We start from the raw sequence: 14,248 nt of genomic DNA, 5'->3' as shown, positions 1-14,248 counted from the left end.
GCGGCGGGTCTGGCGCTGAACAACCAGGCGATGATCGTCGCCGGCATGATCGTCGGCGCGTCGGGCACCATCCTGACGAACCTGATGGCGAAGGCGATGAACCGGTCGATCCCGGCGATCATCTTCGGCTCGTTCGGTGGCGACGCCGCCGCCGCGGGCGGGGTCAGCGCGACCGGCGGCACCGTCAAGGCGACGTCGGCGTCGGATGCGGCGATCCAGATGGCGTACGCCAACCAGGTCATCGTCGTCCCCGGCTACGGTCTGGCGGTGGCGCAGGCGCAGCACGCGGTCAAGGAGATGGCGGCGTTGCTCGAGGCGCGTGGTGTCGAGGTCAAGTACGCGATCCACCCGGTCGCCGGCCGGATGCCCGGTCACATGAACGTGCTGTTGGCGGAGGCGGACGTSGAGTACGAGGCGATGAAGGAGATGGACGACATCAACGGTGAGTTCTCGCGCACCGACGTCGCCATCGTSATCGGCGCGAACGACGTGACGAACCCGGCGGCGCGCAACGACCCGTCGAGCCCGATTCACGGGATGCCGATCCTCAACGTCGACGAGGCSCGGTCGGTGATCGTGCTCAAGCGGTCGATGTCCTCGGGKTACGCGGGTATCGACAACCCGTTGTTCTTCGCGGACACCACCTCGATGCTGTTCGGTGACGCGAAGAAGATGGTCGCGGAGGTCACCGAGGAGCTCAAGGCACTCTGAGGCGAAGGACCTCCAAAAGGGTTGCGCCACTTGGGGCGCGTTGACGGAACTTCGGACCCGTCAACGCGTCTCACGGCTCACCGGAAGAATGCGGTCGAGCCGGTCCCGGCGCATCTGGCTATCCCCATATCGAGACGATAAGTTCCCGCCCACCGTAGCTCCTTGCGAAAAGCGTCAGCGCTCTGCAAAATTCATTGCAGCGCTGGCGCTTTCGTGTGTTCGGGGGCGATCTCCGTTCGGGTGCGGACTCTCGTTCGCTCGTGCTGCATATATCAATTGCATATGTAGTGATGTCAATTCTCGTCTACCGTGAGCCCGGTCACCGGCGTAGCGTTGAAACCATGAAAAGTGAACTGGGACAACATGTGTCATCGCCAGAAATCGCGACTTCCACTCAGTCTGTCGAGAGGTCTCGGCTGGACGGGATCAGAAAGTTCGTCCCGGGTGTCGCAGTGTGCGCCGCCGGCGCCGCCGTGGCCATGGGCATCAAGCACTTCATTCCCACGCTGAGTCCGCTGCTGATCGCGATCCTGGCGGGCGCCGTGCTCGCGAATGCGGTGGCGTTGCCGTCGAGGCTTGCGCCCGGCCTCACCTTCACCTCCAAGAAGCTTCTCCGCGTCGGAATCTCGCTCCTGGGCCTGCAGCTCGTCCTCGGTGACATTCTGAACCTGGGCTGGGGCGTCATCGCGATGGTCGTGGCGATCGTCGTCGTCGGCATCTCCGGCACCATGTTCATGGGGCACCTGCTCGGTATCTCGTGGACCCAGCGTGTCCTGATCGCCTGCGGCTTCTCGATCTGTGGTGCGGCGGCCGGCGCCGCCGCCGACGGTGTTGTCGATGCGGACGAGGAGGAGGTGCTCACCGCGGTGGCCCTCGTCGTCATCTTCGGCACCCTGGTGATCCCGACGGTCCCGCTGCTGGCCGGCGCGCTGGGGCTCGACGGCTTCCACGCGGGACTCCTGGCCGGTGGATCTATCCACGAGGTCGCGCAGGTGGTTGCCGCCGGCGGCATCATCGGCGGCTTGGCGCTGACCGTGGCGACGCTGGTCAAGTTGGCCCGCGTGATCATGCTGGCGCCCGTCATGGTGGTCCTGAGCGTGATGGCCCGCAAGCGGTCGGACGGTCAGCAGACGCAGGTCAAGCGGCCTCCGCTGATGCCGCTGTTCGTCGTGGTGTTCCTGGTGTTCGTGGCGTTCCGGTCGACGGGAGTCGTTCCCGCCGGTGTCCTCTCCTTCGCCGGATCTCTCCAGACCGCGCTGCTGACCGCCGCGATGTTCGGACTCGGCGCCGGCGTCCGGGTGGCCACGATCAAGAAGGTCGGATCCAAACCGTTCATCCTGGCAGCACTGTCCACCCTCCTGGTGGCGCTCACCGCGATGGCCGGGGTGTTCCTGCTCTGAGAAGAGAACTGATCGAGACCGGCCCAATGCCTGCCGCACTCAATGTGCGGCAGGCATTTGTCTGTCCGTACAGGCGGCCGCACACGAGCCCGAGCACGTTGCTCGACCGCCAACTTCGGTGGTTCAGATCAGTGGTGGTTCAGATCAGGGTCTAGCTCGGTGCCGGAGCGGCGACCAGATGGTCGCGGAACTGCTCCCGCAGCGGGGCCTTCACGATCTTTCCGGTACTCCCCAGGGGAATCGAGTCGACGAAGACGACGTCGTCGGGGACCCACCACTTGGCGACCTGGCCGTCGAAGGACGCCAGCAACTCGGCGGCGGAAACGGTTGCCCCCGGCTCGCGCACGGCAACAAGCAGGGGCCGTTCGTCCCACTTGGGGTGGAACACCCCGACGCAGGCAGCGAGAGCGACGTCAGGATGCGACATCGCGATGTTCTCGAGGTCGATCGAGCTGATCCACTCGCCGCCCGACTTGATCACGTCCTTGCTGCGGTCGGTGATCTGCATGAAGCCGTCCGAGTCGATCGTGGCGATGTCGCCGGTGGGGAACCATCCGTCGACCAGCGGGTCCTGGTCCTCCTTGTGGAAGTAGTGCGCGAGCACCCAGTGACCCCGGACCATGAGGTGGCCGGAAGACGTTCCGTCCCAGGAAACTTCGTTTCCGCCGTCGTCGACGATCTTCAGGTCGATGCCGAAGACGCACCGCCCCTGCTTGCCCTGCTTCGCGTAACGCTCCTCGTCGCCGGCACCGAGGTGCTTGCCCTTGAGGACCGACGCGGTGCCGAAGGGGCTGGTCTCCGTCATGCCCCAGCCGTGAATGACGGTGACGCCGTAGGTCTCCTCCAGCAGCCGGAGCATCGCCGGCGGGCAGGCGGCTCCGCCGATGACCGCGCGCTCGAGGCTGGTGAACCGCAGGCCCTTCGACTCTGTGTACTGGAGTTGGCCCTGCCAGACCGTCGGCACGCTGGCCGAGATGGTGACCTGCTCCGCCTCGACCAGGCCGTAGAGCGACTGTCCGTCGAGCGCGGCGCCGGGGAAGACGATCTTGGCGCCGACCATGCATGCCGTGTACGGCAGTCCCCAGGCATTGACGTGGAACATCGGCACGACCGGCATGACGGCGTCTCGCGCGGAGACACCCATGGAATCGGGCAGTCCGACGGCCATGGAATGCAGGACGGTGGAACGGTGGCTGTACAGCACGCCCTTGGGGTTTCCGGTGGTGCCGCTGGTGTAGCACAGCGAGGAGGGGGCGTCCTCGTCGAAGAGCGGCCACTGGTAGTCGCCGGACTCGTTGTCGATCAGGTCGTCGTAGGCGAGGATTCCGGCCGGCGCGTCCGGGAGGTGGCTGCTGTCCGACATGAGTACGAAGTGGCGCACCTGGGGGAGCCGCGGTGCCAGTTCCTGGATCAGCGGCAGGAAGGTCAGGTCGAAGAAGATGACCTGGTCCTCCGCGTCGGACGCGATCCACTCGAGCTGATCGGGGTGCAGTCGCGGGTTCAGGGTGTGGAGCACCGCCCCCGATCCGGATGCCGCGTAGTACAGCTCGAGGTGCCGGTAGCCGTTCCACGCCAGCGTGCCGACCCGCGTCCCCGGCCCGGCGCCGAGGCGCGCCAGCGCCTGAGCCATCTTGCGTGCGCGTACCGCGAGTTCGCGGAAGCTGTAGCGGTGGATGTCGCCCTCTGTCCGGCAGGAGACGATCTCCTGGTCGCCGTGATGGCGTTGCGCATGTTCGAGTATCGACGAGACCAGCAAGGGCTGCTTCATCATCAGACTGTTCACGAGAGCCCCCTTCGGGCGAGTTCATCGGACTTGCGGGCCTGCGCGGAGATCGTTCCGAGCAGATCGAGAGCTCGGCGGCCCGCCTCGGGGCCGCCGGCGACGTCGCCGCGCACGTAGAGCGGACGCAGTTCCTCGATCTTCTCGAGGGCGGTGATCAGCTCCGCCTCGACGATCTTGTACTTCCGCACCGTGTTCACCACCAGCATCGAGGTGTGCACGATGTCCTCGTCCTGCAGCGCGACCCCGTGCTGGTGCAGCGCATAGTTCGCCCAGTGGGTACCGGCGAGCATTGCGGCCTCGATCTGGATCTCCCAGTCGTCGTCGTGACAGAGCGCGACCGAGCGTTCGATGCGTTCCGCGATCTGGCGATGCCGTTCGGCCTTCATCCGAGCTCCTCCGATCGGGCGAACAGGATCTTCTGGACCTGCGCGAAGTGGTGCTCGCAGCTGTCGACGATCTCCTGCGTCGGTGTGCGGTCGCCGCGCAGACACGGATCGCGGTGCTCCTCGATGGCCTCGATGACCTCCTCGAGTTCGCGGATGTCGGCGGGAATCTCCCCTTCGATGGGAGGCCAGCCGACGTGGCTGACGTCCCCGGGGCCGCGGAGAATGCGCGCGTAGCTGCCGTCCGGCTGTTGCGCGAGGTGGACGCCGGGGATCGTCGAGAACACGGGATCGTCGCTGGTGATCCCGGCGAGGTGCAGGCAGGCGTTGTAGGCGTTCGTGCCGGCGGTCAGGGTGGTCCAGTACCAGAGTTCGAAGTCGTCGAGCGGGTCGAACCTGTCCCGCAGCGCACACAGTCGATCGAACTTCGACAGGTGCGAGGCGGTCCTCATCGGGCCTGCGCCAGTTCGGTGTCGACCGCCATCACGATCTTGCCGACGTGCTGGTCGGACTTCATGTAGTCGTGAGCCTCCGCGATGGCGTCGATGGGGAAGACCCGGTCGATCGGAATCTGGAGCCGGCCTTCGGCAAAGTGGGACAGGAGGTCTCGGGCACACGCCTGGATGCAGGCGAGGCGCTCCTCCTCGGTGCGGGTCTTGAAGGTCACGCCGATCAGCTTCAGCCGCTTGAGCCACAGGGCGGCGAGATCGATTGTGGCGGTGTCGGATCCGAGTCGTCCGATGTTGACCAGGCGCCCCTTCACCGCCAGCGACCGGATGTTGTCCTCGAAGACGGTGCCGCCCACGGAGTCGATGACGATGTCGGCACCGCGGCCGTCGGTGAACACCATGACCTGTTCGGCCTGGTCGGCAGTGGAAACGTCGATCACGCAGTCGACTCCGAGGTCCGTGAGTTGCTGCGCCTTGGCTGCCGACCGGGTGGTCGCGATCACGGCGCCGGCGCCCATGGCCTGTGCGATCCGAATGGCTGCGATACCGATGCCGCTCGACGCGGCGTTGACGAGGACGACCTCGCCCTTCTGCATCTCACCGTTGGTGATCAGTGCGTCGTGCGCGGTGGTGAACACGTTGGGGAAGGCGCCGGCGTCGATCCAGGTGGCGGCTTCCGGGACCGCCATGAGGCTCAGCGGCGCGGCCAGCACGTACTCGGCCTGTCCGCCGTTGCCGTGCCCCATCACCCGGTCGCCGACCTGCCACGCGGTGACGTCCGATCCCACGGCCGCGACCTCGCCCGCGAACTCGACTCCGATGGGCAGGTGGTTTCCGGTCTTGACTCTGCTCGCCTGGAGGATCTCGCCGCGGTTGAGAGCCGAGGCCCTGACGCGGACAAGGACATCGCCTGGTCCCGGCACCAATGTGGGGACGTCGATGACCTCGACCCGGCCGCCGGCGGGGCTGGGGACGATGCGGGCCGCTCTCATATGCACTCCTCGATCGAAAAAGAAATCTTGTGATTCATGTCGACAATAAACAAAAGAAGGGTATCGTGCTAGAGGAACGGCCACTTCGGTCGATCCCCCCCGCACACTTTGAGTCAGGAGCTTTGGCATGAGCGATCAGATTGCAGCGCGTCTCGCCCGCCTCGACGGCAAGATCATCGATTTCCGTCTGCGTCCCCCGACGGGCCCGTACCGCGGGTTCTTCACCCCCACGGTCGTGGGCGCCGTGAACCGGATCCTGGGCATGCCGACCCCGCGCTCCTACACGATCAGCACGGACCCGTTCCCCAACGCCGAGGATCGCGCGCTGCGCGCCATGCTCGCCGAGATGGACTCCGCGGGCGTGCGCCTGGGCGTGATGAACGGCCGGCACTCGGTCAACCGCCCCGTGCCCGTGCACATCGAGGACGCGGACCTGGCCGAGCTGACCACGCGCACCGAGAACCGGGTCATCGGTCTGGCGGGCATCGACTTCGACAAGTCGGTCGACGAGATCGTCGCCGGCCTCGACGTAGCGGTGAAGGAGCACGGTCTGGCCGGCGTGTGCATGGAGCCGGGCCTGGCCCGTGAGGCGATGTATGCCGACGACGAGCGCCTGTTCCCGATCTACGAGAAGGTCGCCGACCTGGGCGTGCCGCTGATGTTCATGTCCGGCCCGCTGGCCGGCCCCGACATCAGCCACACCGACCCGGTTCGCTTCGACCGCGTCGCGCGCCGCCACCCGAGCATGCCCGTCATCCTCGGCCACGGCTGTTTCCCGTACGCCAACGAGGCCATCGCCCTCGCGTTCAAGAGCGAGGCGACCGGCGTGCACAACGTCTTCATCTCCCCGGACGTCTACATGTTCGCCGCCGGCGGCGACGCGTTCCGTCAGGGCCTGAACTGGCTCCCCAGCCGCTTCCTCTACGCCTCGGCCTACTCGTTCGCCGGGATCGAGGAGTCGGTGCACGCGACCCTCGCGCTCGACATCGACGAGAACGCACTGGACGCCTACATGTACCGCAACGCCGAGGCGCTGCTGAACGGAGCTGGCTCGCGATGACCCAGAACATTCAGGTCAAGATGCGGCGGCACCCCGCCGGAGACCTCACCGTCGACGACTTCCTCGTCGAGTCCTCGGCCCTGCCCGTCCCGGCCGATGGTCAGGCGCTGGTCAAGGTGCTGTACCTGTCCCTGGACCCCTACATGCGGCCCATGATGGATCCGATCCGCTCCTACGTGCCGCACCTGAACCCGGGCGACGTGATGCCCGGAACGACGGTCGCCGAGGTGATCGAGAGCAAGGATCCCGAGTTGCCGGTGGGCTCCACCGTCGTGTGCTCGCTGGGCTGGCGGACCCACGGTCTGGTCACCAAGGACGTTGTCCGGATCATCGACCCGGCCAACGGCCCGCTCTCGGCCTCGCTCAGCGTCCTCGGGATGACCGGTGCCACCGCGCACTACGGTCTGCTGGAACTGGCCAAGCCGCAGGCCGGCGAGACCGTCGTCGTGACCGCCGCTTCCGGCGCGGTCGGCGGCGTGGTCGGCCAGATCGCGAAGCTGAAGGGATGCCGCGTCGTCGGTATCGCCGGTGGACCGGAGAAGTGCCGGTACGTCGTCGAGGAGCTCGGCTTCGACGTGTGTGTCGACTACAAGTCGGAGACCTTCGAGAAGGACCTCGCGGCGGCGACGCCCGACTACGTCGACGTCCTGTTCGAGAACGTCGGCGGCCCGGTCTTCGACGCGGTTCTCGGCCGGATGGCGGATCACGGACGCATCGCACTGTGCGGCAACATCAGTCAGTACAACGCCACCGAGCCCTACGGGGTCAAGGGGCTGCGGCACCTGCTGATGCACCGCGTCAACGTGTACTCCTTCGTGATCGCCGACCACCGCGAGTACTGGCCGGCGGCCGTCTCCGAGCTCGGTGGCTGGCTCGCCGAGGGCAAGATCAAGTACAAGGAAGACATCGCTGTGGGAATCGAGAACGCGCCCAAGGCATTCATCAGCATGCTGAGCGGCGGGAACTTCGGAAAGCAGATCGTCGAACCCTGAGTTCGACGCCGCGCCCTCCTGGTCGTCGGACCTTGTCGGCCAGGAGGGCGGCGATCCTCCTCCGCTCGAGGAGGAGGGAAGCGGCGGGTGCCGCAGTCAGTCCAGTAGGGCCACCTTCAGACCATCAAGGAGTAGGCATTGAGTAAGCGACTGGAGGGCCGGGTTGCCATCGTCACCGGCGCGAGCCGGGGCATCGGTTTGGGAATTGCCCAACGCCTGGTGGACGAGGGCGCGAAAGTTGTTGTCACCGCCCGTAATCCGGAATCCCTCGGTGATGCGGTCACTGCGCTGGGCGGTCCGCAGAACGCCATCGCGGTTGCCGGCAGCAGCGACGACGCCGATCACCAGAGCGAGGCGGTGCAGCGCGCCGTCGACAACTTCGGGAGCCTCGACTTCCTGGTGAACAACACCGGCATCAACCCCGTGTACGGGACGTTGATGGACCTGGACCCGGCGGCCGCCCGCAAGATCGTGGAAGTGAACTGCCTGGCGACGCTGTCGTGGATCCAGAAGGCGCACAGAGCCTGGATGGGTGAACACGGCGGATCCGTCGTCAACGTCACCTCGGTGGCCGGCCTGCAGACGTCGCCCGGTATCGGCTTCTACGGAGCCACGAAGGCGTTGCTCACGCACCTCACCTCGCAGCTCGCGGTGGAGAACGGGCCCGGGATCCGGGTCAACGCGGTCGCTCCCGCCGTGGTCAAGACGAAGTTCGCCTCCGCCCTGTACGAGGGGCGGGAGGAAGCGGTGAGCTCCGTGTACCCGCTCAAGCGACTCGGCGACCCGAGTGACATCGCCGGCGCCGTCGCCTTCCTGCTGTCCCACGACGCGTCCTGGATCACCGGTCAGACAATGGTGGTCGACGGCGGCCTCACCCTCGTCGGCGGGGCCGAGTAGGTATGGGCCCGCAGGTTGCCGGTTCTCGGACCGGGTTGGACGCGGCGTCCGTCGAAGCCGTCGTGTTCGACTACGGCGGAGTTCTGACCACGCCGGTGGGCGACTCCCTTCGTGCGTGGATGGACCGGGATCGGATCGATCCCGACTCGTTCTCGCGGGTGCTGAAGTCGTGGATGTCCCGCGATGCCCCCGACGGCACCCCGATCCACCGGTTGGAGAAGGGCCACATCAGCATCCCCGAGTTCGACTCGCTGCTGGCGGCGGAACTCCGCTCCCGTGACGACGGACCCGTCGAGTCCACCGGGTTGCTCGCCGGGATGTTTGCCGAGATGCGACTCGCACCCGAGATGCTCGAACTCGTGGCAGACCTGAGAGCACTCGGCATCCGCGTGGCCCTGCTGTCCAACAGCTGGGGAAACACCTACCCCCGCGCACAGATCGACGCGCTGTTCTCCCCGGTGGTCATCTCGGGGGAGATCGGGAAGCGCAAGCCCGACCGGGACGCCTTCGAGCATGTGCTGAACCTGCTCGAGTTGCCGAGCGAGAAGGTTGCCTTCGTCGACGATGCGGACGTCAACACCGACGCGGCCTCGCAGTTCGGCCTCCGTGCGGTGCACCACCGAGATGTCGACGCCACCCGCGCCGCGCTCTCCCGGTGGATCGACGGACTCGCCGGTGAAAAAGGTTTGAAGTAAACGGAACTGGAGCCCCGCCCGCCCGCTCGGGTGAACGCCGACGCGGCGGGCGGGGACCGGTTCGACCGAGTCCGTGAAGGACGCAAGGAAGTCATCACGCGCGATGGCGCTGTGACCTGTGCCGGCTGCTGCCGGCGGAACGGGAGTTACGAATCATGACCGAAGCAGTCATCGTCGCGACCGCGCGCTCGCCGATCGGCCGAGCGGGCAAGGGGTCGTTGACCGGGATGCGGCCGGACGATCTTGCAGCGCAGATGGTTCGGGCGGCGTTGGACCTGGTGCCGGCGCTCGACCCGAACTCTGTCGAGGACCTGTACCTGGGTGGTTGGGAGCACAGCGGCGAGCACAGCGAGAACATCGCCAGGCGTGTCGCGGTTCAGCTGGGCATGGACGCTGTCCCCGGCGCCACGGTGAACCGCGCATGTGCGTCGAGCGTGCAGACCACGCGGATGGCGGTGAACGCGATCAAGGCCGGTGACGGTGACGTGTTCATCTCGGCCGGTGTCGAGTGCGTCTCGCGGTACGGCGTGGGCGTCGGCGAGGAGCAGTTCCAGAATCCGTTCTTCGCGCAGGCTCAGGCACGGACGGCGGAGCTCGCCGCGACCAACCGGGCGTGGACCGATCCGCGGGCCGAGGGTGCACTTCCCGACATCTACGTCTCGATGGGGCAGACGGCGGAGAACGTCGCGACGCTGCGCGGGATCAGCCGGGCCGAGCAGGACGAGTTCGCCGCGCGCTCACAGCAGTTGGCCGAGAAGGCGATCGCGGACGGGTTCTTCGACCGGGAGATCACGCCGGTCGTGTTGCCGGACGGGACCGTCGTGCGGGCCGACGACGGACCCCGCGCCGGGACCACCGTCGAGAAGCTGTCGACGCTGCGGACGGTGTTCCGCGAGTCCGGCACCGTCACGGCCGGCAACGCGTGCCCCCTCAACGACGGCGCCGCCGCACTGGTCGTCATGAGCGACCGCCGCGCCGCCGAGCTGGGACTGACCCCGCTGGCGCGGGTCGTCTCCACCGCGGTCAGCGGGCTGTCGCCGGAGATCATGGGTCTCGGACCGGTCGAGGCGTCGCGGCGGGCCCTGGCGAAGGCCGGTCTGTCGATCTCCGACATCGACCTCGTCGAGATCAACGAGGCGTTCGCCGCGCAGGTGATCCCCTCCTACCGCGAACTCGGCATCGACATCGACAAGCTCAACGTCAACGGCGGCGGGATCGCGCTCGGGCACCCGTTCGGGGCCACCGGCGCCCGGATCACAACCACCCTGTTGCACTCGCTCCAGGAACGGGACCGGCAGTTCGGTCTCGAGACCATGTGCATCGGCGGCGGCCAGGGCATGGCAATCATCTTCGAAAGGCTGAACTGATCATGACGGAAACCATTGTGGAACAGCGGCAGAGCGCATCGAGCCTGTCCTTCGACTTCGCGGGGCAGTCCGTGATCGTCACCGGTGGCGCGCGCGGCATCGGCTTGGAACTGGGTCGCTTCTTCCACGAGGCCGGTGCCGTGGTGTACCTCGTCGACTTCGACGGTGACGCCCTGGTGGAGGCCGTGGCGGACGTGGGGTGCCGCTCGGCGGTGGCCGACGTCAGCGACAGCGCGTCGGTTCAGGCGGTCGTCGACAAGGTGGTCGGCGAGACCGGCCGGATCGACGTGCTCGTCAACAACGCCGGCATTCTCCGCGACCGGGTGCTGTGGAAGCTCAGCGACGACGACTACGAGCAGGTGATGGCCGTCCACGCCGGCGGAACCTTCCGGTTCACCCGGGCGTGCGTGCCGCACTTCCGTGACCGCGGGTACGGCCGCATCGTCAACGTCACCTCGTACACAGGTCTGCGCGGCAACCCCGGTCAGTCCAACTACGCGATGGCCAAGGCCGGGATCATCGGTTTCACCAAGACCGCGGCCAAGGAACTCGCCCGATTCGGCGTCACCGTCAACGCGATCTCCCCGAACGCCGAGACCCGCATGATCGCCTCCATCCCGGACGACAAGAGGGCCGAGTTGAACTCGCAGGTCCCGATGGGCCGGTTCGCCGACCCGCGCGAGATGGCCGCCGCCGTGGCGTTCCTCGCCTCGATCGAGGCCGGGTACATCACCGGCGTCGTGCTTCCCGTGGACGGTGGAGTCTCCATATGACGGAGGGGACCGTGACGGAGCTGACCAAGACGGGGCGGACCATCACGGGGGGGACCACCTTCGGCTCCCTCGACGAACTGCGAACGGCGGCCGGCACCGATCTCGGAACCAGTGACTGGGTCAGCGTGACGCAGGACCGGATCGACACCTTCGCCGAATGCACCGAGGACCGGCAGTGGATCCACACCGATCCGGTGCGGGCGGCCGAGGGCCCCTTCGGCGGAACGATCGGCCACGGGTACCTGACGCTTTCGCTGCTGTCCCGGTTCCTGGAGGACATCATCCGCGTCGAGAACGTGACGGCGGCCGTGAACTACGGACTCGACCGGGTGCGCTTCCCCGCACCCGTCCCCGCCGGCGCGCGGGTCCGGGCTCACGGGAAGCTGACTGCCGTGGACGAGGTGCCCGGGGGAGTCCAGGTCCTGCTGAAGGTGACTGTCGAATGCGAGGGCGCGGCCAAGCCGGTCTGCATTGCAGAGACGCTGGCCCGCTTCCTGGCCTAGGCAGGCTGTTCACTCAGCCCGTCGGCGACGGGCTGTCACGATCGTGGTGGGTCGGATTCGCGATGAGGGTGTCCGCCGGGTGCGCGAATCCGACCTACTGCTCGTCTCCGGAGAAGTGCGGTGGACCTGACCTGTCATCTCAGACCAGGTACGGCACGAGCGCCCTCCGGTCGTCCGGGTAGTCGGCGAACTTCTCCCGGTACCACTTGTGGGTGGCGACGGCTCGGGGGATCAGGTTGCCCGCGGTGATCAGGAAGATGACGACTCCCGCCAGCGACCAGGTCAGCAGTGCGAAGCCGGCCCACGCGATCAGCTCGCCGAGATAGGCGGGGCTGGTGACGAACCGGAACCCGCCGCCGTAGGGAACCTTGTACTCGGTGGCACCCGGGTTCGCCTTGTCGCGCAGGTTGCGCACGATGGACTCAGAGTTCACCAGCAGGACGAACCCGCCGAGGTAGATCACGACGCCGGTCAGGAAGCGCGGGTCCGTGAGCCACTCGGTGCCGTACTGGCCGAGGTAGTCGTGGCTGAAGAAGGCGCCGTTGAGGTAGCCGTGCATGCAGGTCACCAGCATGCCCATGACGATGACCGACACGTTGAACGTGCTGCGTTTGCCGGGAACCTGCCGGATGGACAGCGGGAAGAACCAACCGCGGTTGGCGTAGTGCAGCAGCCAGATCGCGGCAAGCACCAGCGACGTGGGTTCGAAACGGTTCGGTCCCGAGAGGTAGAAGACCGCGAAGACCACCGTCGCGGGGATCTCCATCAACCACCAGCCCAGCTTCGGGTTGAGATTGAATCCCAGTGTGGTCGAAGAGAATCGGCCGTACGAACTCTGCGCGAAGAGACCGCCGACGATGACGAATGCGGCGAACGCGAATGCGATCGTCAGGACGGTGTCGTAGGCGGTGTTCCCGGTGTACCAGTGCATCGAGATCCTTCGGTGGCGTGCGGTCGTGGCCGTGCGCCGCGCGGTGATCCGCCGCACACAATTAGAACGTGTTCTATCACGAGTGGCGGGTCCGCTGCGGCGAGTTCGGCGGAGCTACTCGCAGGCGACCCCGTCGCCGTCCCGATCGAGCTTGCTGCTGTAGCCGGGATCGCCGGCGTGGATCGGGGCCGCACCCGCGGCGCGGACGGCGCTGCAGTTGGCGTACGACACGGCCGCGCGGGGCGCCGGCTCCGGCGGGGCGACCAACGGGACGGGCGCGGGAGCGACGACGGGCGGGGCCGGCGCCGGGGCTTGTTGGCGCGGTGCGGGTGCCGGGGGAGCGGGGACCTGCTCTCGCACCGGCTCGGGTGCCGTCCGCGGCGCCACCGCACGGTCCCTGTCGTCGGACTGCTCGTCGGCGGCCGCCGGCACCACCCGGGCCGGTGCCGCGCCGCAGTCCCCGAGCACCCGCGCGATCGCGTCTCGCTCGGCCTCGGTGACCCACAGGCGGTACGCGGCCTTCACCTCGACCTGTCGGGCGACGTAGGTGCAGCGGTACGCCTTGCTCGGTGGCAGCCAGGTGGCGGCGTCGCCGTCGCTCTTGCGCTGGTTGGTCGGGCCGTCGACCGCCTGCAGGTTCCGGGGGTCGTTCGCGAAGTTGCGGCGCGCCGGCTCGTCGAGTTGCTGCGCGCCCTTCTGCCACGAATCCGACAGAGCCACCACGTGATCGATCTCCACTGCCCGCGACGTGTCCTGGCCGCGGGTGAAGTCGATGGTGGCACCGGTGTAGGCGTCGGCGAGGGTACCGGACAGGACGGTGCAGCCGTTGGCGCCGGGTTTGAGCGCGACCGCGGTCAGGTCGCGTCGCAGGATGTCGTTGCGGGTGTCGCAGCCGTTGTGGCCGCCGTCGACGGTCACGTCGTCGGACCAGGCCTGCCCGAACAGGGCGCGGTCGTAACCGGTCTTCGGGGCGCGACCCTTGACCGGCAGGGTGCCGAGGGTGGCGAGCGCGCCGGTCGCGGAGTCTGAGGTGTCGGCGCTTCCGGTCACGGCCGGTGCGGCGAGGGGCTTCTCCGTCGGCGTGGAGAGCGGCTTGTCCGCCCGCCGGGTCGTCGTCGGGGCCGTGGTCTGCGCCGTCGTCGAGGCTGTCGTCGTAGACGACGGGGCGGGCGCGTCGGGTGCGAAGAACCCGACAGCCGCAGCCACGCCCACTGCGCCCGCGATCCAGGGGAGGAGGCTGCGGGCGCGTTTGGTGCGCGGGACGGGTTCCGGTGGCGGTGCTGGTGGGCGGTACAACGGCGTTCCTTCGTTT

At 67.5% G+C, this 14,248-nt stretch carries 15 protein-coding genes; 9 read left to right on the top strand and 6 right to left on the bottom strand.

Features of this window, described 5'->3' with window-relative positions; all coding sequences use genetic code 11:
* On the top strand, positions 1 to 711 hold a 711-nt coding region (locus AC1DWC_RS23370; protein ID WP_477911872.1), incomplete at its 5' end, for an NAD(P)(+) transhydrogenase (Re/Si-specific) subunit beta.
* 341 nt (positions 712 to 1,052) lie between these two features.
* Positions 1,053 to 2,111 (top strand): YeiH family protein, encoded by a 1,059-nt coding sequence (locus AC1DWC_RS23365; RefSeq protein WP_477911870.1) that lies wholly within the window; start codon positions 1,053 to 1,055, stop codon positions 2,109 to 2,111.
* A 151-nt stretch (positions 2,112 to 2,262) separates the two neighbouring features.
* Here the strand turns inward: AC1DWC_RS23365 and AC1DWC_RS23360 are convergent, their stop codons facing one another.
* Genes AC1DWC_RS23360 through AC1DWC_RS23345 form a run of 4 tightly spaced genes read right to left on the bottom strand, consistent with a single transcriptional unit; the run spans position 2,263 to position 5,718 of the window.
* Positions 2,263 to 3,894: a 3-(methylthio)propionyl-CoA ligase gene (locus AC1DWC_RS23360; RefSeq protein WP_477911868.1), complete on the bottom strand. Its 1,632-nt coding sequence runs from the start codon at positions 3,892 to 3,894 to the stop codon at positions 2,263 to 2,265.
* Positions 3,891 to 4,280: a hypothetical protein gene (locus AC1DWC_RS23355; RefSeq protein WP_477911866.1), complete on the bottom strand. Its 390-nt coding sequence runs from the start codon at positions 4,278 to 4,280 to the stop codon at positions 3,891 to 3,893. Before AC1DWC_RS23355 ends, AC1DWC_RS23360 begins: the two co-directional genes overlap by 4 nt.
* Positions 4,277 to 4,729, bottom strand: a complete 453-nt coding sequence (locus tag AC1DWC_RS23350) for a hypothetical protein (protein ID WP_477911864.1) — start codon at positions 4,727 to 4,729, stop codon at positions 4,277 to 4,279. The genes AC1DWC_RS23355 and AC1DWC_RS23350 overlap by 4 nt, the downstream gene beginning before the upstream one ends.
* Positions 4,726 to 5,718 (bottom strand): zinc-binding dehydrogenase, encoded by a 993-nt coding sequence (locus AC1DWC_RS23345; protein WP_477911862.1) that lies wholly within the window; start codon positions 5,716 to 5,718, stop codon positions 4,726 to 4,728. Before AC1DWC_RS23345 ends, AC1DWC_RS23350 begins: the two co-directional genes overlap by 4 nt.
* 127 nt (positions 5,719 to 5,845) lie before the next feature.
* Between AC1DWC_RS23345 and AC1DWC_RS23340 the strand changes: the two genes are divergently transcribed.
* The 7 genes from AC1DWC_RS23340 to AC1DWC_RS23310 all read left to right on the top strand — a co-directional run bounded on the left by AC1DWC_RS23340 (position 5,846) and on the right by AC1DWC_RS23310 (position 12,005).
* On the top strand, positions 5,846 to 6,778 hold the full coding sequence (locus AC1DWC_RS23340) for an amidohydrolase family protein (protein ID WP_477840029.1): 933 nt from the start codon (positions 5,846 to 5,848) through the stop codon (positions 6,776 to 6,778).
* Positions 6,775 to 7,770 carry an NADP-dependent oxidoreductase gene (locus AC1DWC_RS23335; protein WP_477911860.1) on the top strand — a complete coding sequence of 332 codons (996 nt, stop codon included), beginning with the start codon at positions 6,775 to 6,777 and terminating at the stop codon, positions 7,768 to 7,770. The genes AC1DWC_RS23340 and AC1DWC_RS23335 overlap by 4 nt, the downstream gene beginning before the upstream one ends.
* A 138-nt stretch (positions 7,771 to 7,908) precedes the next feature.
* Positions 7,909 to 8,667: an SDR family oxidoreductase gene (locus AC1DWC_RS23330; protein WP_477911858.1), complete on the top strand. Its 759-nt coding sequence runs from the start codon at positions 7,909 to 7,911 to the stop codon at positions 8,665 to 8,667.
* 2 nt (positions 8,668 to 8,669) lie between these two features.
* Positions 8,670 to 9,362, top strand: coding sequence for an HAD family hydrolase (locus AC1DWC_RS23325; RefSeq protein ID WP_477911856.1), 693 nt, complete (start codon positions 8,670 to 8,672; stop codon positions 9,360 to 9,362).
* 155 nt (positions 9,363 to 9,517) lie between these two features.
* Positions 9,518 to 10,729 carry an acetyl-CoA C-acetyltransferase gene (locus AC1DWC_RS23320; RefSeq protein ID WP_477911854.1) on the top strand — a complete coding sequence of 404 codons (1,212 nt, stop codon included), beginning with the start codon at positions 9,518 to 9,520 and terminating at the stop codon, positions 10,727 to 10,729.
* A gap of 2 nt (positions 10,730 to 10,731) precedes the next feature.
* On the top strand, positions 10,732 to 11,502 hold the full coding sequence (locus tag AC1DWC_RS23315; RefSeq protein WP_072847264.1) for an SDR family NAD(P)-dependent oxidoreductase: 771 nt from the start codon (positions 10,732 to 10,734) through the stop codon (positions 11,500 to 11,502).
* Positions 11,499 to 12,005 carry a MaoC family dehydratase gene (locus tag AC1DWC_RS23310; protein WP_477911851.1) on the top strand — a complete coding sequence of 169 codons (507 nt, stop codon included), beginning with the start codon at positions 11,499 to 11,501 and terminating at the stop codon, positions 12,003 to 12,005. The genes AC1DWC_RS23315 and AC1DWC_RS23310 overlap by 4 nt, the downstream gene beginning before the upstream one ends.
* Before the next feature lie 139 nt (positions 12,006 to 12,144).
* Here the strand turns inward: AC1DWC_RS23310 and AC1DWC_RS23305 are convergent, their stop codons facing one another.
* Both AC1DWC_RS23305 and AC1DWC_RS23300 read right to left on the bottom strand, forming a co-directional pair.
* Positions 12,145 to 12,936 (bottom strand): phosphatidylethanolamine N-methyltransferase family domain-containing protein, encoded by a 792-nt coding sequence (locus tag AC1DWC_RS23305; protein ID WP_477911849.1) that lies wholly within the window; start codon positions 12,934 to 12,936, stop codon positions 12,145 to 12,147.
* A 114-nt stretch (positions 12,937 to 13,050) separates the two neighbouring features.
* Positions 13,051 to 14,142, bottom strand: coding sequence for a GmrSD restriction endonuclease domain-containing protein (locus AC1DWC_RS23300; protein WP_477911847.1), 1,092 nt, complete (start codon positions 14,140 to 14,142; stop codon positions 13,051 to 13,053).
* Between the last annotated feature and the right edge of the window lie 106 nt (positions 14,143 to 14,248).

The organism is Rhodococcus sp. P4_C10, assembly GCF_056402135.1.
This window is presented reverse-complemented; position numbering and strand designations above follow the sequence as displayed.